Annotated in this window: 16 protein-coding genes; 11 read left to right on the top strand and 5 right to left on the bottom strand. The window is 66.2% G+C overall.

Features of this window, described 5'->3' with window-relative positions; all coding sequences use genetic code 11:
- Positions 1-25: 25 nt before the first annotated feature.
- The gene (locus PCA10_RS14715; RefSeq protein WP_016492850.1) at positions 26-1,723 is read left to right on the top strand and encodes an AMP-binding protein; all 1,698 of its coding nucleotides are present in this window, start codon (positions 26-28) and stop codon (positions 1,721-1,723) included.
- A 353-nt stretch (positions 1,724-2,076) separates the two neighbouring features.
- Here the strand turns inward: PCA10_RS14715 and PCA10_RS14710 are convergent, their stop codons facing one another.
- Positions 2,077-3,570: a wax ester/triacylglycerol synthase family O-acyltransferase gene (locus PCA10_RS14710; RefSeq protein ID WP_016492849.1), complete on the bottom strand. Its 1,494-nt coding sequence runs from the start codon at positions 3,568-3,570 to the stop codon at positions 2,077-2,079.
- A gap of 237 nt (positions 3,571-3,807) precedes the next feature.
- On the opposite strand from PCA10_RS14710, the gene PCA10_RS14705 reads away from it, so the two are divergent.
- Positions 3,808-4,986 (top strand): alpha/beta hydrolase family protein, encoded by a 1,179-nt coding sequence (locus tag PCA10_RS14705; protein WP_016492848.1) that lies wholly within the window; start codon positions 3,808-3,810, stop codon positions 4,984-4,986.
- A 112-nt stretch (positions 4,987-5,098) separates the two neighbouring features.
- Positions 5,099-6,250, top strand: coding sequence for an iron-containing alcohol dehydrogenase (locus PCA10_RS14700; RefSeq protein ID WP_016492847.1), 1,152 nt, complete (start codon positions 5,099-5,101; stop codon positions 6,248-6,250).
- A gap of 613 nt (positions 6,251-6,863) precedes the next feature.
- Here the strand turns inward: PCA10_RS14700 and PCA10_RS14695 are convergent.
- On the bottom strand, positions 6,864-8,234 hold the full coding sequence (locus tag PCA10_RS14695; protein WP_041770279.1) for a DUF1329 domain-containing protein: 1,371 nt from the start codon (positions 8,232-8,234) through the stop codon (positions 6,864-6,866).
- A gap of 25 nt (positions 8,235-8,259) precedes the next feature.
- Complete coding sequence (locus tag PCA10_RS14690) at positions 8,260-10,158, bottom strand: DUF1302 domain-containing protein (protein ID WP_051148077.1); 1,899 nt, start codon at positions 10,156-10,158, stop codon at positions 8,260-8,262.
- A 309-nt stretch (positions 10,159-10,467) separates the two neighbouring features.
- Between PCA10_RS14690 and PCA10_RS14685 the strand changes: the two genes are divergently transcribed.
- Genes PCA10_RS14685 through PCA10_RS14655 form a run of 7 tightly spaced genes read left to right on the top strand, consistent with a single transcriptional unit; the run spans position 10,468 to position 16,560 of the window.
- The gene (locus PCA10_RS14685; protein WP_016492844.1) at positions 10,468-11,655 is read left to right on the top strand and encodes a lipid-transfer protein; all 1,188 of its coding nucleotides are present in this window, start codon (positions 10,468-10,470) and stop codon (positions 11,653-11,655) included.
- 55 nt (positions 11,656-11,710) lie between these two features.
- The gene (locus PCA10_RS14680; RefSeq protein WP_016492843.1) at positions 11,711-12,151 is read left to right on the top strand and encodes a MaoC family dehydratase N-terminal domain-containing protein; all 441 of its coding nucleotides are present in this window, start codon (positions 11,711-11,713) and stop codon (positions 12,149-12,151) included.
- A 10-nt stretch (positions 12,152-12,161) separates the two neighbouring features.
- Positions 12,162-12,581 carry a MaoC family dehydratase gene (locus PCA10_RS14675; protein ID WP_016492842.1) on the top strand — a complete coding sequence of 140 codons (420 nt, stop codon included), beginning with the start codon at positions 12,162-12,164 and terminating at the stop codon, positions 12,579-12,581.
- Positions 12,582-12,607: 26 nt separating this feature from the next.
- Positions 12,608-13,435, top strand: a complete 828-nt coding sequence (locus PCA10_RS14670; RefSeq protein ID WP_016492841.1) for an SDR family NAD(P)-dependent oxidoreductase — start codon at positions 12,608-12,610, stop codon at positions 13,433-13,435.
- Positions 13,436-13,486: 51 nt separating this feature from the next.
- Positions 13,487-14,059: a DUF2889 domain-containing protein gene (locus tag PCA10_RS14665; RefSeq protein ID WP_016492840.1), complete on the top strand. Its 573-nt coding sequence runs from the start codon at positions 13,487-13,489 to the stop codon at positions 14,057-14,059.
- A gap of 33 nt (positions 14,060-14,092) precedes the next feature.
- The gene (locus PCA10_RS14660) at positions 14,093-15,499 is read left to right on the top strand and encodes a DUF1254 domain-containing protein (protein WP_016492839.1); all 1,407 of its coding nucleotides are present in this window, start codon (positions 14,093-14,095) and stop codon (positions 15,497-15,499) included.
- A 32-nt stretch (positions 15,500-15,531) separates the two neighbouring features.
- Entirely contained in the window at positions 15,532-16,560 is a 1,029-nt protein-coding gene (locus tag PCA10_RS14655) for a DUF1254 domain-containing protein (RefSeq protein WP_016492838.1), read from the top strand.
- A 1,082-nt stretch (positions 16,561-17,642) separates the two neighbouring features.
- Here PCA10_RS14655 and PCA10_RS14650 read toward each other — a convergent pair.
- Positions 17,643-19,439 (bottom strand): acyl-CoA dehydrogenase C-terminal domain-containing protein, encoded by a 1,797-nt coding sequence (locus PCA10_RS14650; protein WP_016492837.1) that lies wholly within the window; start codon positions 19,437-19,439, stop codon positions 17,643-17,645.
- A 22-nt stretch (positions 19,440-19,461) separates the two neighbouring features.
- Positions 19,462-20,310 carry a 3-hydroxybutyryl-CoA dehydrogenase gene (locus PCA10_RS14645; RefSeq protein ID WP_016492836.1) on the bottom strand — a complete coding sequence of 283 codons (849 nt, stop codon included), beginning with the start codon at positions 20,308-20,310 and terminating at the stop codon, positions 19,462-19,464.
- Between the two features lie 247 nt (positions 20,311-20,557).
- On the opposite strand from PCA10_RS14645, the gene PCA10_RS14640 reads away from it, so the two are divergent.
- On the top strand, positions 20,558-21,616 hold the full coding sequence (locus tag PCA10_RS14640) for an MBL fold metallo-hydrolase (protein WP_231866583.1): 1,059 nt from the start codon (positions 20,558-20,560) through the stop codon (positions 21,614-21,616).
- Positions 21,617-21,618 lie beyond the last annotated feature (2 nt).

Genomic DNA, 21,618 nt, shown 5'->3' with positions numbered 1-21,618 from the left:
CGCCCCTCCAGACGCAGGACCGGCTATGAACAAGAACAACGAGCACCCTACGCTGTTGCACCGCTTCCTCCATTGGGAGGAGAGCACGCCTGACTCGATCTACCTGACCCAACCCCTGGCCGATGGCAGCTTGGTCGACTACCGCTGGCGCGAAGTGGGCGACCAGGCCCGGCGCATGGCGGCCTACCTGCAGGCCCTCGACCTGCCGCCGAAGTCCTCCATCGGCATCTTCGGCAAGAACACCGCCCACTGGATCATCGCCGACCTGGCGATCTGGTTGGCCGGGCACATCAGCGTGCCGCTGTACTCCACCGCCAACGCCGACACCGTACGCTACGTGCTGGAGCATGCCGAAGTGCGCCTGCTGTTCGTCGGCCGCCTGGATGGCGACGCCGCCGGCTGGAACGCCGTCAGCGCCGCGATCCCCGGCGACCTGCCGCTGGTGGACCTGCCCATGTCCGCTTGCGGCAAGGGCGAGTCCTGGGAGCGCATCGTCGCCGCGGTCGCCCCGCTGCAGGATGTGACCCGCCCGGCACCGGGCGACCTGGCCACCATCATCTACACCTCCGGCAGCACCGGTAACCCCAAGGGGGTGATGCACAGCTTCGGCGCCATGTTCAACGCACCGGCGGTGACCGGCTGCATGTACGCCGGCGGCCAGGGCACCTGCTCCAGCGACCGCCTGTTGTCCTACCTGCCGCTCGCCCACACCGCCGAACGGGCGGTGGTGGAAGCGGTGTCGCTGTACAGCGGCTGCCGGGTGTTCTTCAACCTGGGCCTGGAAACCTTCAGCGAGGACCTGCGCCGCGCGCGGCCGACCATCTTCCTGTCCATGCCGCGCCTGTGGGGCAAGTTCTACCAGAGCATCAACGAGCGCATCCCGCCGGCCGCCCAGCAAGCCGCCTTCGCCGACCCGGTGGAAGGCGAGCTGATGAAGGCGCAGATCCTCTCCGCCCTGGGCCTCGACCAGGTGCATACCGGCCTGTCCGGCTCGGCGCCGCTGCCGGTCAAGGTGATGGAGTGGTATCGCCAGCTGGGCCTGGAGCTGCTGGAAGGCTATGGCATGTCGGAGAACTTCGGCACGTCCCACTTCAGCCTGCCGGGACAGGTGCGGGTGGGTTATGTCGGCGCCGCCATCCCGGGCGTGGAAAGTCGCATAGGCGAAGACAACGAAATCCTGGTGAAGAGCCCGGCGCAGATGCTCGGCTACTACAAGCAGCCCGAGCTGACCGCCGAGAGCTACACCGCCGACGGGCTGTTCCGTACCGGCGACCGTGGCGAGCTGGACGAGCAGGGCCGCCTGCGCATCACCGGGCGGGTCAAGGAGCTGTTCAAGACCGCCAAGGGCAAGTACGTGGCACCCGTGCCCATCGAGGCCAAGCTGGGCAACCACCCCCGCGTGGAGGCCTCCTGCGTCACCGGTGTCGGCCTGGCGCAGCCACTGGCGCTGGTCAACCTGTTCCCGGATACCCGCGCCATGCTCGGCACGGCCGAGGGGCGGGACGCCGTGGCCACTGAGCTGGAAGTGTTCCTCGCGGAGCTCAACGCCCAGTTCGAGTCCCATGAGCAACTGGGCTGCCTGGTGGTGGTCGCGGAGCCCTGGAGCATCGCCAACGGCCTGCTCACGCCGACCCTGAAGATCCGCCGCAACCTCATCGAGGAGCGCTTCCACGACAAGCTCGAGGATTGGGCCGAGAACGGCCGCAAGGTGATTTTCGAGTAAGGGCAGCAGACGTAAAAAAGGCCGATCCGGGTTCCGGATCGGCCTTTTGTTTGCTCACGAAAATGTGCCGCTCACCTCGGGTAGGGTGCGCCGTGCGCACCGCAATCCTGGCACAAGGGCCCCGGTGCGCGCGGCGCACCCTACGGTCAGCGGTTCTGCCGCATTGTCGATGGGTTTCGCTGCGCTCTAAAGGTTTGGCCGGGCATCGCCGGTGGATGAGAAGAGCGTCATCCACCCTACGCAGGTGAACCCGTAGGAGCGAGCTCTGCTCGCGAACGGCCGATGGGTTTCGCGGGCTCTACCCATCCTACGGTTGTCACCCTCGTAGGATGGGTAGAGCGAAGCGAAACCCATCATTTACGGCCGGCGGCGCGCTTCTTCGTCGCGGGCTTTTCCGCGGCCTCGCGGGCGGCGGCTTCGACTGCGATGGCCTGCATTTCCTCGTAGGAGTCCTTCAGGCACTGGGCGAGGAAGTCCGGGTCGGGCACCACGTTGGGCGAGCTGGTCAGCGAGACGAACATCTTTCCGCAATAGCTGGTGGGGTTCCAGATCAGCGACAGGCCATCCACCAGCGGGCCCACGCCGCACCAGTACACCAGCTTGGCGCCAAGCATGTAGAGCGGCACGTTGGGGCCGGGCACATTGGTCACCATGCAGTTGTGCAGGATCATCGGCCCCTTGCCGCCCACACCCATCAGGGTCGCCAGGCGCCCGGCGAGACCCAGGGTGGCGGGTGGCGCGAACTTCTGCAGGTTGGTCAGGTCCTGGGCGCCGATGGCGCTCTGCAGGGCCTTCGACTCGGAGGTGGCGGCATAGACCGCTTCCAGGCGTTGCAGCGGGTCCGCGATCTCGGTGCACAGGGGGAAGGTCAGCATCGACACCGTGTTGCCGGCGGCGGCGGTTTCCCCGCCCTGGCGAGTGTTCACCGGCGCCAGGGTCACCAGGGACTTGTCCGGCAGTTCGTCCTTGTCCTCCAGGTAGCGGCGCATCGCCCCGCCAATCAGGGCCAGCACGGCGTCGTTGACGGTAGCGCCCGGCACCAGGTTCTTGATCGCCTTGACCACGGCGAGGTCGAGGGTGACCGAGTTCCACACCCGCGCCGCGGTCACGTTGCTGTTGAAGCGCGTACGTGGCGCACCGCTGTTGGCGGTCAGTACCGTACGGGCCACCGAGCGCAGGCCGGCCACCGCCAGCTTGGGCAACACCCGCGCCAGGGGCAGCGCCATGCGCGCCGACGCGGAGATATTGTCGGTAAGCATGCGGCTGATGGTGTCCAGCGGCCCCCAGAGCGGCCGTTGCGGCGGGGCTGGCGACCGCTCGGGCACCACCGCCACCGGTTTGCCCTGGGCGCCGGCGATGTCGTGCAGGGCCCAGGTCAGCTCCGCCGCGGCGGTGCCGTCCATGGCGGCGTGGTGGGACTTGGTGAGGATGGCGAAGCTGCCCTTGGGGATGCCCTCGATATTGTCCAGGCCCTCGATGACGTACATCTCCCAGGGCGCGCGGGCGAGATCCACCGAGCGGGCGTGGATGCGCGACACCAGGATGCAGAACTGCCGCCAGTCGCCAGGCTTGGGCAGGGCGAAGTGGCGGACGTGGAAGTCGATGTCGAAGAGGTCGTCCTCCACCCAGTAGGGATAGCCCAGCCCATAGGGCACCTGGACGATCTTGCGGCGGAACACCGGTGAAACATCGAGGCGATCGGAGATGTGGCGGACGATCTCGCGAAAGCCGAGACGCTGTCCTTCCACGGTGGACTGGTCGTAGATGTAGATCATGGTGCAGTGCGATGCGGCGTGGGGACGATCGACGTTCAGGAACATCGCATCTTGCCCGCTGAGTTTGCTCATCGGTGAGGGCCTCGCAAGGGAGTGGCTGGTGTTGGACCTGCGCTGGATCAGGACACCTGGCGAGCGGAGGCTCCCGCCCCTTCAGCCAGGCCCCACATGTTCAGCGGGGGAGGGTGCAACCCGTCCCCCTGCGTTCGGGGGGAGGGGCCTGGGGGCCTTGCCCCTAAGCTGTCGGTCATGGGCCCCGGCGCCGACCGGCGGGGCGAAGGGCAGGGCGTTTTCGGGGGATTGGATGCGATGAACGATGAGCTGATGGCTGGCCGGGAGATGCCGGGGGATTCCCGCGCGCCCTGGTGGGAACGCTTGCCGGAGGATTTCTGGCTGCACGCGGACGGCACCTGGCTGGATGCCGTGCATCCCCTGAAGGTCCATGGCACCGGAGCCCTGGAGCGGGTGATGCGCACGTCGCTGTCGACCACGGTGGCGACGGCCATGCTGGCGTCGCTGAAGGGCAAGGGCCGCATGCAGGAGGAGTTCGATGCGCTGCGTTTCTATGAGCCCTTGGCACGGGCCGGTGATGCCTCCAAGGTGTTCCTGCCGCCAGCCAAGGACATCAAGGTCAAGATGGAGGCACTATCAGATGATCGCATCCGCCGCCTGCAGCTGAGCTTCGATAGTCCCTTCCAGCCGCTGAACCCCTACGCCCGCCCGCAGTTCGACGCCATGCAGCGCAACCGGGTCGCCCATGCCCAGCACTGGTGCCACGGCGACCGGCCGAGGCCGACACTGATCGTGATCCACGGTTTCGCCGCCGATCCCTACTGGCTGAACGCCCATGCGCTGTCGCTGGCGGGCTTCTACCAGCGTGGTTACGACATCCTGCTGTTCACCTATCCCTTTCACGGCCGGCGCGCCGAACCCGGCTCGTGGTTCAGCGGCCAGGGCCTGTTCGGTCGCGGCCTGGTGTCGTTCAACGAGTCGCCGATGCACGCGATCCACGACCTGCGCGTATTCATCGATTACCTGCAGGGGCGAGGGGTCGAGCAGATCGGTGTGGCGGGTATTTCCCTCGGCGGTTACACGGCGGCGTTGCTGGCGGCGGTCGACGATCGCCTGTCCTACTGCATCCCCATCGTGCCGGCGGTGAGCCCGATCGATGTGTTCCTCGAATGGCAGCCCACCGGCGCGCTGCTGTCGCTGCTGATGCGCCAGCAGGGCGTGGGCGTCGCCCACATGCGCGGGCTGCTGGCGGTGCACAACCCGCTGACCTACGCCTCGCCACTGGAAGGCCAACGGATGCTGATCATCGGCGGCGCCGGCGACCGGGTGACCATGCCGCGTCACCTGCGCCTACTGCAACGGCACTGGCCGGGCAGCGCGCTGCACTGGTTCCCCGGCAACCACATCCTGCACCTGGGGCGCGCGGAGTACCTGGCGCGCATGGGCGACCTGATGGAGCGCTATTCGGCGCCCTAGCGCGGCCCACTCGTTACTGGGGGGGGAGGGTGGGGCGTGATCGCTCCTATCGTGCCGGCTGCGGTGCCTGCCGGCAGCGCCTCACCCCCGAAGCAGATAACGAGGCCGTCCCATGCGAACCCTGGCGTTCAACACGACCAAATCCATCCATATCGAGTGCGGCGCCGCCCGCCGCCTCGCCACCCAGGTACGCGGGCTGGGTTGCCAGTCCGTGCTGCTGGTCACCGACCCCGGCGTCCTCGCCGCGCGCTTGCTCGATCCGGTGCTGGCCGAGCTTGCCCGCGACGGCATCGAGGTGACGCTGTTTGCCGACGTGCAGGCCGATCCGCCGGAGCCGGTGATCCTTGCCGCGGTGGAGGCCGCCAGGGACAGTTCGGCGGATTGCGTGATCGGCTTTGGCGGTGGCAGTTCCCTGGATGCCGCCAAGCTGACGGCCTTGCTCGCCCGCAGTGGCGAATCCCTGGCCGAGGTCTATGGCATCAACCTGGCCAAGGGGCCGCGCCTGCCGCTGATCCTGGTACCGACCACCGCGGGTACCGGCTCGGAGGTCACCGCCGTTTCCGTGGTGACCACTGGCGAGGGGCAGAAGAACGTGGTCATCTCGCCACTGCTGCTGCCTGACCTGGCCATTCTGGACGCCGAGCTGACCCGGGGCCTGCCGGCCCAGGTCACCGCCGCCACCGGTATCGACGCGATGGTGCATGCCATCGAGTCCTACACCAGCAAATACCTCAAGAACCCCATCTCCGACTGCCTGGCCCGCGAGGCCCTGCGCCTGCTCTCGGCCAACCTGCACCAGGTCTGCCGCGACGGCACGGACCTGGAAGCCCGGGAGAACATGCTGCTGGGCGCCTGCCTGGCGGGGATGGCCTTCGCCAACTCGCCGGTGGCGGCGGTGCATGCCCTGGCCTATCCCCTGGGCGCGCGGTTCCATATTCCCCACGGCCTGTCCAACTCCCTGGTGCTGGAGCCGGTGGTGCGTTTCAACCTGGAAGCGGCGGCACCGCTGTACGCGGAGCTGGCGGAGATCGTCCTGCCGGGCCTGGCTGGCGACGTGCCGGCCAGGGCCAATGCCCTGGCCGAGTACCTGGGCGGCCTGGCGGGGGACCTGGGGTTGCCCACGCGCCTGGGGCAACTGGGTATCGGCGAAGCCGACCTCGACGAGCTGGCGGTCGATGCCATGAAGCAGAGCCGATTGCTGGCCAACAACCCCCGGGAAATGAGCTTCGACGACGCCCGGGCGATCTACCGTCAGGTGCTGTAGAGCGGCGTTGACCATGGCTCCGCTGGTGGATCGCGGCATCCACCCTACGGCTGATGGGTTTCGCAGGCTCTACCCATCCTACGAGTTCCTCCGAGCACCGAAGCACATCCGTAGGATGGGTAGAGCGGAGCGAAACCCATCGGCGTTGCAGGGCGCCATACCTCCCGGACTTAATCGTGCCGTGAGTTGATGGGTTTCGCAGGCTCTACCCATCCTACGGGTTCCTCCGAGCACCGAGGCACATTCGTAGGATGGGTAGAGCGGAGCGAAACCCATCGGCGTTGCAGGGCGCCATACCTCCCGGACTTCATCGTGCCGTGAGTTGATGGGTTTCGCAGGCTCTACCCATCCTACGAGTTTCTCCGAGCACCGAAGCACATCCGTAGGATGGGTAGAGCGGAGCGAAACCCATCGGCGTTGCAGGGCGCCATACCTCCGGGACTTCATCGTGCCGTGAGTTGATGGGTTTCGCAGGCTCTACCCATCCTGCGAGTTCCTCCGAGCACCGAAGCACATCCGTAGGATGGGTAGAGCGGAGCGAAACCCATCTTCATCCGGCTGCAATGAAAAACGCCCCGCAGTGCGGGGCGTTTTTCTTGCTGCGGTCAACAGGTCAGCGGATGCCGGCGTTGCGCAGGGCGGCGGGGGTGAACTCGGACATCTTGGTACGCACACCGTATTGCGGCGCGAGCTTCGATTCGTTGCTCATGGCCGCGACGATGTAGCGCCCGGCGATGAGGTCGTAGAAACCCTGCGCCGCCGGGGCGTTCAGGCCCTTGTCGTAGTGGTTGTAGGTGTAGTTCTCACCCACGCGCCAGATCTGCCCACGGCCGTCGTAGTGGTCCACCTCGGCCATGACCCAGGTGTCCTCGTCGAAGTACATGTCGCGCTTGGCGTAGATATGCCGTTCGCCCGGTTTCAGGGTGGCCTGCACGTGCCACACGCGGTGCAGTTCGTAGCGGGTCAGGTCCTGGTTGATATGGCCGGGTTTGACGATATCGGCGTACTTCAGGCTCGGCGACTGCAGCTTGTAGTTGTTGTAGGGGATGTAGATCTCCTTCTTGCCGATCAGCTTCCAGTCGTAGCGGTCGGGCGAGCCGTTCATCATGTCGGCGTTGTCCGAGGTACGCATGCCGTCGGAGGCCAGGCCGGGGGCGTCGTAGGCCAGCTGCGGGGCACGGCGCACGCGGCGCTGGCCGGCGTTGTAGGTCCAGGCCTTGCGCGGGTCCTTCACCTGGTCGATGGTCTCGTGGGCCATGGACACGGTGCCGGCCAGGCGCGCGGGGGCGTTGACGGCGAAGATGTAGTAGTAGAGGACGTTCTTGGCTTCCTCGGCGTTAACACCGTCGGTGAACTGCGGGAAGCTGTTCCGGTCCTCGGTCTCCACCACTGTGTAGGCGCCGTCCACCTGGGGCACGGCCTGCACCGCCCAGCGATGGATGTTCTCGCCACGGTAGCGGGTCACGTGGTTCCAGTACACCTCGACGCCGTTCTTGGGAATCGGGAAGGCGTAGTAGCGCGAAGCGGAGAAATTGCCGAGGCCATTACCGTCGCTCACCAGTTCCACGCCGGTGGCGCTTTGCTTCGCGGCGTCGTAGATGTTCGAAGGCGACCAGGCCGTACGGTGGGTCGGGTACACCGGGATCTTGTAGGTCTCCGGGTAGCGCTTGAACATCGCCAGCTGGCCGGGGGTCAGCTTGTCCTTGTATTGCTCGGCGTTCGCCGCGGTGATGGTGAACAGCGGCTTTTCGTCCTTGAACGGATCGCCGAGGAAGCCCTTGGCGTCCACCGGGGCTGCGCCGGGCTTGAGGCCGCCATCCCAGGCCGGGATGCTGCCGTCGGCGTTGCCGGCCTTTTCCGCGCCCACGGGCGTCAGGGTGCTGCCCAGCTGGGCAGCTTCCTGCTCGGTCACGGCGGCCATGACGCTGGTGGCCAGCAGCGACAGCGCCAGGGCGCCGGTTTTGATGATCATGCTTGCTTTCATGGAATTACCCTCTGCCGGTTTCGGCTCAGAAGTTCACGCCGAAGCTGAGCGAGACGAAGTCGCGGTCAGTGCTGGTGTTGAAGTTGCCGCCGAAGAAGTCGGTGTAGGAGAGGCTGGCGGTGTAGGTGTTCAGGTAGTCGGCATCCAGCCCGACGCTGACGGCCTTGGCGCCTTCCTCGAAGTTCGGTCCCCAGCCGTCCACGTCGTGGGACCAGGCCAGGTTGGGCGCGAAGTTGATCCCGGCGATCACGTTCGGGTAGTCCAACCTGGCGCGGGCGCGATAGCCCCAGGAGTCGGAGGTGTAGAAGCCGTGGCTGTTGCACTCCTTCTGCGGGTTGGTGGCGGTGGCGCAGACGGTGGCGTTCTGGGTGCCGGGGAACTCGCCCGCGCCATAGACCGGGCTGCGGCCGAAGCGGATATCGGTGCCGTCGGCCCTGCCCAGGCCGTTGATGCGGTTGTAGCCCACCTCGCCAACCAGGGTCAGGCGGCTGGCGCCCAGGACCTGGTCGAAGAACTGGGTAGCCGTCAGCTGTGCCTGCATGACCGGCATGCGCTTGTAGCCCGGCAGGTCGCCGCCCAGGACCTGTGCGGTTTCTCCGGTGGTGAAGACCGGCGAGGTCTGGGTGCGGAAGTCGGTATCGGTGGACTGGATCGCCGCCAGGTTCAGGTCGGCGGTATTGATCTGCAGCGGCATGTTCGGCCGGTAGCTCAGTTCGCCGCCAACGGCGGTAGCGCCCACGGTGGTCTGGAAGCTGATGCCGTAGAGGCGGATATCCTCCGGATAGTCCACGAAGTAGCGTGCGGCGCGGACCCGGTCGAACTGGTTCTGCGCCACGCCCAGCGGGCGGGCGGGGGCGGGGAGGGCGCCGACCTGGGCAGCGGTGATCGGCGCCACGGTGGTCTGCTTGAAGCTCAGGTAGGGGTTGCGGCTGTGGTAGTTCATGGCATAGAAGCCGAACTCGGTGTCGTTCAGCTCCGGCACGAACCAGCGCAGGGCGACGCCGAACTGGCCGCTGTCACGGGGATCGTTGTCCTGCAGGCGCGGCATGTAGACGTTGTCCACCACGGTGCCACGGAGGATCTGCAGGGCGGAGGCGGTGTTGTTGGCGACGCCGGGTGCGAGGTCGGGGCCGGCGAACACCAGGCGATCGTTGCAGCCCTGGGGCAGGGGGTCGGAGCCGAAGAAGGTGCCGCAGTTGTCCACCACCGAGTTGTCCCACTCCAGTTGGTAGAAGGCCTCGGCGGTGAGGTTCTCGGTCAGGCCCTGGGAGACGTAGAGCATGTTCACCGGGATCAGGCCTTCCTTCACCTCGGCGCCCGGACGGCGCAGGGCGGCGACGTCGATGGGGTTGATCGAGTTGATGGAGTTGCCGATGAAGGTGCTTTCGCCCCAGCTCACCACCTGCTTGCCCAGGCGCACGTTGCCGGCCAGGTCGCCCAGGTTGTAGTTGTGGTAGACGAAGGCATCGAGGAACTCGGCGCCGGAGGACTTGGCCAGGTCGTCGCGGCCGCTGTCGTCGATGTCGTAGAACAGCCGGTGCTCGTCCTTCAACTCGAAGTCGTACCAGTACTTGCCACGGACGAAGACGCCGCTGTCGCCGTATTTCAGCTCCAGGTCGTGCACACCCTTGAAGATCTTCGAGAAGGTTTCGCCCTTCTTGAAGTTCTTGCGGTTGTCGTCCGCCGTCCGGGTGGCGGACTTGCCGCGCATGCCCAGGGTGTTGGCGGAGTTGATGAACATGGGGTCCGGGCCACGGACGGCCCAGCTGGCGCCGACGGACAGGGACGAGTCGAACGTGCCTTCGATCTCGCCCAGCTGGAAGCTCACGGCGCCCGCGTTGCTGCAGGTACCCAGGGCGATCGCCACGGCCAGCAGGCGCGGGCTGAAGGATGTGAGGTGTTGGGCGGCGCCGTTGCCGGACAGCGCTTGCCGCTTCGGTGAGGTTGCATGTCTTGCTTGTGTCACGTGTTGGTTCCTCTCTGAAGACTTTCTTGTTGTTTTTCAGGACCGCGAGCACACGCTATCCCCGGCATCCCCCACCCATCCCCCTCCAGTAGGGGGGGATCGTTCCCGCCCGTCGCACCTCCCTCGACCCCCTCCGAATCCGCCCCCTCCACGAGGGGGGGTGTGAGGGGCGGCCGCTGCGCAACCATCGATCCAAGGGTCGCCGCGCTCTCCATCGAGCACAGCGGTGCGGCCCGGAAAGCTCGTCAACTGACCTTGGAGAAAGTGATGTCGCAGAAAGTCTATGTAGCCGGTGTCGGCATGATTCCGTTTGCCAAGCCTGGCCAGAGCGGTACGTACATTGAAATGGGCGCGCAGGCCATTCGCCTGGCACTGCAGGACGCCGGCCTGGACTACGACAAGGTCCAGCAGGCCTATGCCGGGTACGTCTACGGCGACTCCACCAGCGGCCAGTCGGCGCTCTACGAAGTGGGCCTGAGCGGGATTCCGGTGATCAACGTCAACAACAACTGCGGCACCGGCTCCACCGCGCTTTACCTGGCGCGCCAGGCCGTTGAAAGCGGCGCTGTCGACTGCGCCCTGGCCTACGGCTTCGAGCAGATGCAGCCGGGCGCCCTGAAGGACCACTGGACCGACCGTCCCACCACCTATGGCATGGGTATGGACGTTTCCCGCCGTATCTTCCCCGAGGGCGAGAACATGCCCAATGCCCTGCGCCTGTTCGGTGGCGCGGGCAAGGAGCACATGGACAAGTACGGCACCAAGGTGGAAACCTTCGCCGCCATCCGCGCCAAGGCCAGCCGCCACGCGGCCAACAACCCCCTGGCGCTGTTCCGCAAGGTGGTGACCACCGAGGACGTGATGAACGACCAGGTGATCTGGCCCGGCGTGATGACCCGCCTGATGGCCTGCCCGCCCACCTGCGGCGGCGCCGCGGCGATCATCGTTTCCGAGCGTTTCGCCAAGAAGCACGGCCTGCGTACCGATGTTTCCATCCTGGCCCAGGCCCTGGTGACCGATAAGGTGGAAGCCTTCGACCCGCCGTCGCTGATCAGCATTGTCGGTGTCGGCATGACCCGCCAGGCCGCAACCGAGGTCTATGAAAAGGCCGGCGTCGGCCCCGAGGACATCCGTGTCTGCGAGCTGCACGACTGCTTCGCCCACAATGAACTGCTGACCTACGAAGGCCTGGGCTTCTGCCCGGAGGGCGGCGCCGAGAAGTTCGTGCTGGATGGCGACAACACCTACGGCGGCCACGTGGTGATCAACCCGTCCGGCGGCCTGCTGTCCAAGGGTCACCCCCTGGGCGCCACCGGCCTCGCCCAGTGCTACGAGCTGACCCACCAGCTGCGCGGCACCGCCGACAAGCGCCAGGTGGAAGGCCTCCAGCACGCCCTGCAGCACAACCTGGGCCTGGGCGGCGCCGGCATCGTGACCCTGTTCGGTCGCGGCTGACGACGATGCGCGCCCGAAACGGGCGCGCGTTTCCCCACCAACAGGATTCCAAGACATGGCAGACAAGAGTCTGATCGGCTGCAGCCTGGGCGTGACCACCGCCCTGGTGGAGACGGGCCGCCTGCGCTTCTTCGCCAAGGCCATCGGCGAGACCGACCCGGTGTACACCGACGAAGCCGCCGCCGAGGCCGCCGGTTACCCGTCGTTGCCGGTGCCGCCGAGCTTCCTGATGTGCCTGGAAGCCGAAGGGCGCGACAGCGACCACATAGTGGAAGGCATCTTCGGCTTCGACCTCGGTCGCATCCTGCATGCCGAGCAGGGCTTCACCTATCACGGCATGGCCTTCGCCGGCGACGTGCTGACCTTCGATACCCGCGTGGTCGACGTCTACGAGAAGAAGGGCGGGGCGCTGACCTTCGTGGTCCAGGAAACCCGGGTCAGCAACCAGGACGGCCGGCACATCGCCGATATCCGTTCATCCCTCGTGCAGCGCTGAGGAGCCCGGAATGAGCCTTCCCCGATTCAACGACCTGCAGGTCGGCTTCGAACTGCCGCCGCTGGTGCTGCCCGCCGTCAACCGCACCACCCTGGCCCTGTACGCGGGCGCCTCGGGTGACCACAACCAGGTGCACATCGACCTCGATTTCGCCCGCAAGGCACGCCAGCCCGACGTGTTCGCCCACGGCATGCTCTCGGTGGCCTACCTCGGTCGCCTGCTCACCGCCTGGGTGCCGCAGACCTCCGTGCGCAGCTTGTCGGTGCGCTTCACCGGCATCACCCAGCTGGGGCACATCCCCACCTGTAGTGGCCGGGTCATCGAGAAATTCGAAGCCGACGGCGAGACCCGCGTACGCCTGGCGATTCGCTGCGGCAACCAGTACGGCGACGAAAAACTGATCGGCGAAGCCGTCGTGGCCATCGCCTGAACCCCACAAGAACAAGGAACATTCCCATGAAGAAACTCGAAGGCAAAGTCGCCCTGGTCACCGGCTCGGGCCGTGGCATCGGTCGCAGCGTCGCCCTGAAACTGGCCGCCGACGGCGCCCGCGTGGTGGTCAATGACCTGGATGCCGGCCCGGCAGAAGAAGTGGTGGCCGAGATCCGCGCCGCCGGCGGCGAAGCCGTGGCGTGCGTGGGCAGCGTCACCGCCGTCGATTTCGCCGACCGTTTCGTCAAGACGGCCGTCGACAACTACGGCGCCATCGACATCATCGTCAACAACGCCGGCTACACCTGGGACAACGTGATCCAGAAGATGAGCGACGAGCAGTGGTACGCCATCCTCGACTGCCACATCACCGCGCCGTTCCGCATCCTGCGCGCCGCCCAGCCGATCATCAGCGCCATGGCCAAGAAGGAGGCCGCCGAAGGCCGCGTGGTCAACCGCAAGGTGGTCAACATCGCCTCCACCTCCGCCGGCGGCAACCCGGGCCAGGTCAACTACTCCACCGCCAAGGCGGGCGTGCTGGGCATGACCAAGTGCCTGGCCAAGGAGTGGGGCCGCATGAAGGTCAACGTCAACGCCGTCGCCTTCGGCCATATCGAGACCCGCCAGACCCAGCCGGTGGAAGGCGACCCGAACTACATCAACATCGAAGGCCGCGAGATCAAGGTGGGCATCAGCCCGGCCATCGTCGAGCAGTCGAAGACCATGATCCCCCTGGGCCGTCCGGGCAATACCGAGGAGGCGGCGGGTGCGGTCTACCTGTTCTGCATCCCCGAGTCCGACTATGTCTCCGGCCAGGTCCTGGTCTGCGGTGGCGGCATCGGCAACGTCTGATGTGAATGCGGGGGCGCTCCGGCGCCCCTTCTTCTTCCAGGAGGCTGTCGCATGGAAGAGAAAGCGCTAGAGCGTCGCCTGCTGCACACGCGCCAGGTGGTCTGCACCGGCTACGAGCGGGACGACGGGCTGTTCGACATCGAGGGGAGGCTGCTGGACACCAAGGGCGTCGACACCGACTTCCCCTACGGCACCATTCCCGCCAACGGCGTGCTGCACCAGATGCGCATCCTCATCACCCTGGACCGCACGCTGGTGATCCGGCATATCGAGGCCATCTCCGAGCAGGCGCCGACGCCGGTGTGCAGCCATATCAACCAGGCCTACGCGGCCCTGGTGGGCGTCAGCATGGGGCCCGGCTTCAAGAAGCGGGTGGCCGAGCGGGTCGGTGGCATCAAGGGCTGCACCCACCTCACCGAGTTGCTGGGCCCGATGGCCACCACCGCGATCCGGACCCTGGCGCCGGTGATCCAGAAACGCCTGCGCCAGCGCGCCGCCCACGACCCCGAGTTCCAGATGCCCCGGCACTGGGTGATCGGCAGTTGCCACGCCTATCACCCGGAGGGTGACGCCGCCCGCCGTGCCACCGAGTGGTATCCGCAGGACGATCCCGAGAAAACCTGAGGCCTCATGCCTCATCGCTACAGGGAGCTACACGTGAACAAGAACAATTTAAAGCGCAGCCTCGCGGTTGCACTCCTTGCCCTGCTGACCCATGCCTACGTGTCCAGCGCCGAGGCGCTGACCCCGGCCGAGGCGCGGGAAATCGCCAAGGAGGCCTATACCTATGGGTTCCCCCTGGTGGACCACTACCGGGTCCAGTACACCTATTTCCAGGACCGCGCGCATCCCGAGTTCAAGGCGCCGTGGAACACCCTGCACAACACCGCGCGCATCTACACCCCGGACGACAAGGCCTACCCCACGCCCAACGCGGACACGCCGTACTCGCAACTGGGCGCGGACCTGCGCAGCGAGCCGCTGGTACTGACCCTGCCGGTGGTGGAGGAGGGACGCTACTACTCGGCGCAGCTCGTCGACGCCTACACCCACAACTTCGGCTATGTGGGCAGCCGCACCACCGGCAACGGTGGCGGCACCTTCCTGCTGGTCGGGCCCGATTGGAAGGGCACCGTGCCGCCGGGCATCGACCGGGTGTTCCGTTCCGAAACCCAGTTCGCCTTCGTCTTCTATCGCACGCAGCTCAAGGGCCCGAACGACCTGGAGAACGTGAAGAAGGTGCAGGCCGGCTACAAGGTCCAGCCGCTTTCGGCCTTCCTCGGCCAGCCGGCCCCGACCGCCGCGCCCGCCGTCGACTTCCCGGTACCGCTCAGCGCCGAGGCGGAACGCACGAGCCTGGCGTTCTTCAATCAGTTGAATTTCGTGCTGGGCTTCTGCCCCATCCACCCGTCCGAACGTGCACTGATGGAGCGCTTCGCCAAGCTGGGCATCGGCCCGGGGCGTAGCTTCGACGAAAAGGCGCTGCCAGCGGACATCCGCGAGGCGATGACCGCCGGCATCAAGGATGCCTGGAAGGACTTCGACGCGCTGGGCCAGCAGGTGGCGCGGGGCGAGGTTTCCACCACCCGTTTCCTCGGTAGCCGCGAATTCCTCGCCAACAACTACCTGTACCGGATGCGCGCGACGGTCACCGGGCTGTATGGCAACGACAAGGAAGAGACCATCTACCCACCGTTCTACCTCGACAGCGACGGGCAGAAACTGGACGCCTCGCGCCATCGCTACATCCTGCGCTTCGCCCCCGGCCAGCTGCCGCCGGTCAACGCCTTCTGGTCGCTGACCCTGTACGACGCCTCGCGTTTCCTGGTGGCCAATCCGCTGAACCGCTACCTGATCAACTCGCCGATGCTGCCGAAGCTGAACCGCGACGCCGACGGTGGGGTGACCCTGTACATCCAGCATGAACGCCCGGCCAAGGAGCGGGAAGCCAACTGGCTGCCGGCACCGGATGGCCCGTTCTACATCGCCGGCCGTCTCTACTGGCCCAAATCCGAAGCCCTCGACGGCAGCTGGAAGGCCCCCAGGGTCCAGCGCGTCGATTGATCGTGTCCATTCCAACAAGAAGGAGCCCCAAGGTGAACGCTCTCAAGGTCCCGCTGCTGGCTTTCGTCCTGCTTTTGCCGCTCTTCCTCGGTAATCGTGCCCACGCGACCGAGGTGCCGGTGACGGCAGACAGTTTCGTCCGCGCCGAATCCCACAAGTTCTTCAAGCGCGTCGTGGATCGCGGCGGTTTCGGCAAGTTCGTGCATAACCGGGAACTGGTGCCGGTGGAAAGCCAGGTGGTCATCCGCCCCAACCGGGACACCCTGTACTCGTCGGCGGTGTTCGACCTGGAGGCCGGGCCGGTCAGCGTCACGCTGCCTGATGCGGGCTCACGCTACCTCTCGCTGATCGCCATCAGCGAAGACCAGTACACCCCTGACCTGTCCTACGCCCCCGGGCGTTATCGTTTCACCCGCGAAGCGGTGGGTACGCGCTATGTGCTGTTGGGCGTGCGCACGCTGGCCGACTCGACCTCGGCCAGCGACCTGCAAGCGGCCCACGCGCTGCAGGACCGCGTCCAGGTGGAGCAGGCCAAGGGGCCAGGGCGTTTCGAGATTCCCCAGTGGGACCAGGCCAGCCTCACGGAGCTGCGCAGCTCGGTGCTGAAACTCGCCGCGACCGTTCCGGACTCCCGGGGCATGTTCGGCCAGCCGGGGAAGGTCGATCCCGTTCGGCATTTCATCGGCAGCGCGTCGGCCTGGGGCGGCAACCCGGAGAAGGATGCCTACTACCTGAACGTCACGCCCACGAGAAACGACGGCGCCACCCCGTACCAGCTGGAGGTGAAAGACGTGCCGGTGGACGCGTTCTGGTCCATCAGCGTCTACAACGGTGCCGGCTACTTCGAGCGCAACCCGCAGAACGCCTACGCGCTCAACAATCTCACCGCCAAACGCGGGAGCGATGGCCGCATTGTGGTGCGTTTCGGCGGCTGCGATGGGCAGGTTGCCAACTGCCTGCCGATCACCGCTGGCTGGAACTACATGGTGCGGCTGTACAAGCCTCGTGCGGAGATACTCGATGGCAGCTGGCGCTTTCCCGAGGCCAGGGTGGTTGATTGACGGTCACGATCGATCGGTTCGGTTGTCCAGTTCATTGCCGAGCGGGGTTCGGGTTTCTGTTTCGCCTTCCCGGGCGAGTCACTTCTTTCAAACGCCAAAGAAGTAACCAAGAACGCTCGCCCCTGCATCCGGAACTCGGCGTCCCCGTTTGCCTTCGCCAAACTGCCCTCCCTCCATCGTCGCGCCGGGGGCACGGCGAGAGGGGCCATCCCTGGCCCCGCACGCCTCTCGCGGCATCCATGCCGCTCGTCCCCCTATGCAACGATTCCGCTCGGCCTCCTGAAGGGGCGCTTTGCGCGGCGTCATCTTCATTGCTTCATGTCAGGGCCGATTAGGCATCAGGACTGTTTGGCCATCTCCGGCGCGCGTCACCCCTCTCCCTCTGGGAGAGGGGCGGGGGAGAGGGATGCGTCAGGCTGCACAAAGCCAAGCTTTGTAGGATGGGTTGAGCGGAGCGATACCCATGCGGGCAAGCCATGTAGGGTGGACCACGCTTCATCGGTCCACCAAGCGAGGTTAGGCCGAGCGCCGATGGTGGATGTGAAGAGCGACATCCACCCTACGTATTGAAACCCAGATTTCCCTACCGCATGGGTATCGCTTCGCTCAACGGAACGCCGCCCGACCCATCCTACGGGCTGATGCCCGAACCGGTCTGACATAGAGCAGAGAAGTTGAGGCCGCGCAAAGCGCCCCTTCAGAAGGCCGAGTGGAATCGTTGTGCAGGAGGATGAGCGGCATGGATGCCGCGAGAGCCGCGCAGGGCCATGGATGGCCCTGCGCGGCGGGCCTCCGGAACGACGATGTAGCGAGGGGAGTTTGGCGAAGGCAAACGGGGACGCCGAGTTCCGGATGTCGGGGCAAGCGTTTTGCTTCCTTTTAGGCGACTGCAAAAGGAAGTCGCCCGGGAAGGCGAAACAGAAACCCGCCGCCCACTCGGCAATGAACTGGGCAACACAACCTCACACCAGACTATCCGCAAAGCCCAAAAAAAGCCGCCACAAGGGCGGCCAAAGCTCCGTTCCGGTGGTCGACTTCCACCGGCCCCCGACCGCCGCCCGCCAGAAGCGGGCGGCGGAAGTTCAGAACAGGCGGTCCTCCATCTCCAGCACCGCATCGCCACCCTGGATCACGATCCGCGACAGGCCTTCGGCACGGGGCAGCAGGTGCTCGGCGTAAAAGCGAGCGGTCAGCAGCTTGCCGCGATAGAAGTCCTGTTCGGTGGTGCCTGCCTGCAGGCGCTCGTGGGCGGCGAGGGCCGAGCGGGCCAGCTGCCAGCCACCGGCAACGGTGCCGAACAGTTCCAGGAAGGGCACGGCACCGGCCAGGACACGGGGCGTCTGGCCCTTGAAGTTGGCCACGATGAACTCCACCGCTGCGTTGAGCGCCACCACGGCGCTGGCCAGGGCACTGGCGATGTCCTGCAGTACGGGGTCATCCGCCCAGACCAGGCGCTCCATGGTGTAGCGCATGCGCTTGCTCACCAGCCCGATGGCCTGGCCGCCGTCGCGGGCGATCTTGCGGCCCACCAGGTCGGCGGCCTGGATACCGGTGGTGCCTTCGTAGATGGGGGTGATGCGCGCATCGCGCAGGTGCTGGGCAGCGCCGGTTTCCTCGATGAAGCCCATGCCGCCGTGAACCTGTACACCGAGGGAGGCGATGTCCACCGCGTTCTCGGTGCCGCAACCCTTGATCACCGGGATCATCAGGTCGACGAACGCCTGGCTTTCCTGGCGCTGTTGCAGATCCGGATGACGCTCGGCGCAATCCATGGCCACGGCGACCTCGCAGGCCAGGGCGCGCATGGCCTCGGTGCGGGACTTCATCGACAGCAGCATGCGGCGCACATCGGGGTGCTGGATGATCGCCACCTTGTCGCGGCTCTGGGCGCCGGCCTCGGTGCCCTGGATTCGCTCACGGGCGTAGGCGAGGGCGCGCTGGTAGGCACGCTCGGACAGGCCGATTCCTTCGATGCCGACGGAGAAGCGTGCCGCGTTCATCATGATGAACATGTATTCCAGGCCGCGGTTCTCTTCACCCACCAGCCAGCCCTGGGCGCCGTCGTTGTCACCGAAGGCCAGGACGGCGGTGGGGCTGCCGTGGATGCCCAGCTTGTGTTCGAGGGACGCGCAGCGCACATCGTTGCGCGCGCCGAGGCTGCCATCGGCGTTCACCAGGAACTTCGGCACCACGAACAGCGAGATACCCTTGACGCCTTCCGGCGCGCCCGGCAGGCGGGCCAGCACCAGGTGCACGATGTTGTCGGTGAGGTCGTGTTCGCCGTAGGTGATGAAGATCTTCTGGCCGAACAGGCGGTAGGTGCCGTCGCCCTGGGGCTCGACACGGCTGCGCACAGCGGCCAGGTCCGAACCGGCCTGGGGTTCGGTGAGGTTCATGGTGCCGGTCCACTCGCCGCTGATCATCTTCGGCAGGTAGGTTTCCTTCAGGTAGGGCGAGCCGCAGAGTTCGATGGCCTCGATGGCGCCTCGGGTGAGCATGGGGCACAGGCCGAAGGAGACGTTGGCGCCGTTCCACATTTCTTCCACCAGCGCCGAGACCAGTCGAGGCAGGCCCTGGCCACCGAACTCCGGGTGGCAGGAGAGGGCGTTCCAGCCGCCCTCGACGAACTGTCCATAGGCCGCTTGCCAGCCTTTGGCCGTGCTCACCTCGCCGTCATGCCAGCGGGCGCCCTCACGGTCGCCGACCTGGTTCAGCGGCGAGAGCACGCCTTCGGCGAACTTGCCGGCCTCGCCCAGGATGGCATCGATCAGGTCGGCGCCCAGGTCTTCGCAGCCGGGCAGTGCTTGCACCTGGTCCAGGTATCCCAGCTCGTTCAGGACAAACTGCATGTCGCGCAGCGGCGCGCTGTATTCACTCATTTGCGAAACCTCGATGGGCGGGTCAGTAGCTGTGGAAACCACGGCCGCTCTTGCGGCCGAGGTGGCCGGCGGCAACCAGGTCCTTGAGCAGCCGGGCCGGACGGTACTTGGGATCGCCGAAGCCTTCGTGCAGCACTTGCATGATGGCCAGCAGGGTGTCGAGGCCGATCAGGTCGGCCAGGGCCAGCGGCCCTATGGGGTGGTTGCAGCCCAGTTGCATGCCGGTGTCGATGTCCTGGGCACTTGCCAGGCCTTCCTGGAGCACGAAGACGGCTTCGTTGATCATCGGGATGAGGATGCGGTTGACCACGAATCCGGGGGCGTTCTCGACCGTGATGGGGGTCTTGCCGATCACGTTCGCGAAGGTCTCCACCCTTGCGTGGGTCTGGCTGGACGTCTGCAGGCCGCGAATCAGCTCCAGCAGTTGCATGGCCGGCACGGGATTGAAGAAGTGCAGGCCGATGAACCGCTCGGGGCGCCGTAGCACGGCGGCCAGCTGGGTGATGGAGAGGGACGAGGTGTTGGTGGCGATCAGCGTTTCGGCCGACACCACTTCTTCGATCTGGCGCAGGATGCGCAGCTTGAGTTCGAGGTTTTCGGTGGCGGCTTCGATCACCAGGTCGGTCTCGGCCAGGCAGCCGTAGTCGGTGGTGGTGTGGACCCGGGCCAGTGCCTCTTGGTGCCTGGCCTCGCTGATCCGCCCTTTGCGGACCAGGCGCTGCAGGCCCTCGTCCATGGCCTGCATGCCACGGGCCAGGGCCGATTCGCTGACATCGATCAGGGTGACGCGCAAGCCGGCCGAGGCGCAGACCTGGGCAATACCACTGCCCATGGTGCCGGCACCTATCACGCCGATTCTGTTGAGGCTCATGTGGATCTCCGGACGCTTTCGAAATCGATCGCGTAGAGTTCAACAGAAAGCGGTGGGCAATGGCCCACCCAGGAGGGGGGGAGGTGGCGTTGTGTCAGGCCGCGGTCACGACGGGTCGCCGGCGTGTTCAACAGATGGAAGGCCATGGAACCGAGTACCATCCGCTGAACCAACTTTTCGACATGGCCGATGACTTCGCCTGCGGGCTCCTCATCGCGACGCCGGCCAACACAGGAGTGCAATGACCATGGAAACAAGGGCTGATGCCGAACGCCAGGCGCTGGAGTACCCCTTCGACTCGGTTCCCGAGACAGGTGAGGTGCTCGAAGTCGCTACCGGCGTCTATTGGCTGCGCATGCCGTTGCCGCTCAGCCTCGACCATATCAACCTCTGGGCGGTCGATGACGGTGCAGGCTGGGCGCTGTTCGATACCGGTATTCATAGCGAGGCGACCCTGGCGGCCTGGCGCCGGTTGCTGGGGCCGGGAGGCGCGCTGGGCGGAAGGCCGGTGACTCGGGTGTTCGTCACCCACATGCACCCGGATCACGTGGGCCTGGCCGGCTGGTTGACCCGGGAGCACGGCTGCGAGCTGTGGATGACCTTCGGCGAATACATGAACTGCCGCGTGCTGGCGGCCGACAGTGGCCGCGAAGCCCCCGCCGAGGCCATCCGCTTCTATACCCGTGCGGGTTGGGACGCCCAGGCCATCAGCCAGTACCGCGCCCGCTTCGGCGGCTTTGGGCGCCATATCGCGCCCTTGCCGCAGAGTTTTCGGCGATTGGAGCACGGCCAGCGCCTGCGCATTGGCGAGCACGAGTGGCGGGTGGTGGTGGGGGCAGGGCATTCCCCGGAACACGCGAGCTTCCACTGCCCCGCGTTGCGCTTGCTGATCTCCGGCGACCAGGTGTTGCCGCGCATTTCCCCGAACGTGTCGGTGTTCCCCACCGAGCCCATGGCCGACCCGATGCGGCACTGGCTCGATTCGTTGGCGGGTCTGCGTCGGGAGGTGCCCGACGACGTGCTGGTACTGCCGTCGCACAACGAGCCGTTCCGCGCGCTGCATGCCCGGCTCGAACGCCTGGATGAAGGCCACCGTAGAGCCCTGGAGCGTCTGCTGGTGGCATTGGCGGAAGGGCCCAAGCGGGTGGTCGATCTCTTCGGTGTGCTCTTCCGCCGGCCCATCGACGGCGAGTTGCTGCCGTTGGCGACGGGAGAATGCCTCGCCAACCTGAACCACCTGTTGCACCAGGGGCGTGTGCTGGTCAGCGAGGACGAGCAGGGCGTGGCCTGGTACCGGGCGGGCTGATC

It is taken from the genome of Pseudomonas resinovorans NBRC 106553, from assembly GCF_000412695.1.
In the GTDB taxonomy this organism is placed as follows: Bacteria; Pseudomonadota; Gammaproteobacteria; order Pseudomonadales; family Pseudomonadaceae; genus Metapseudomonas; species Metapseudomonas resinovorans_A.
The sequence above is the reverse complement of the archived record's forward strand: the minus strand, read 5'-3'. Positions and strand labels throughout refer to the sequence as shown.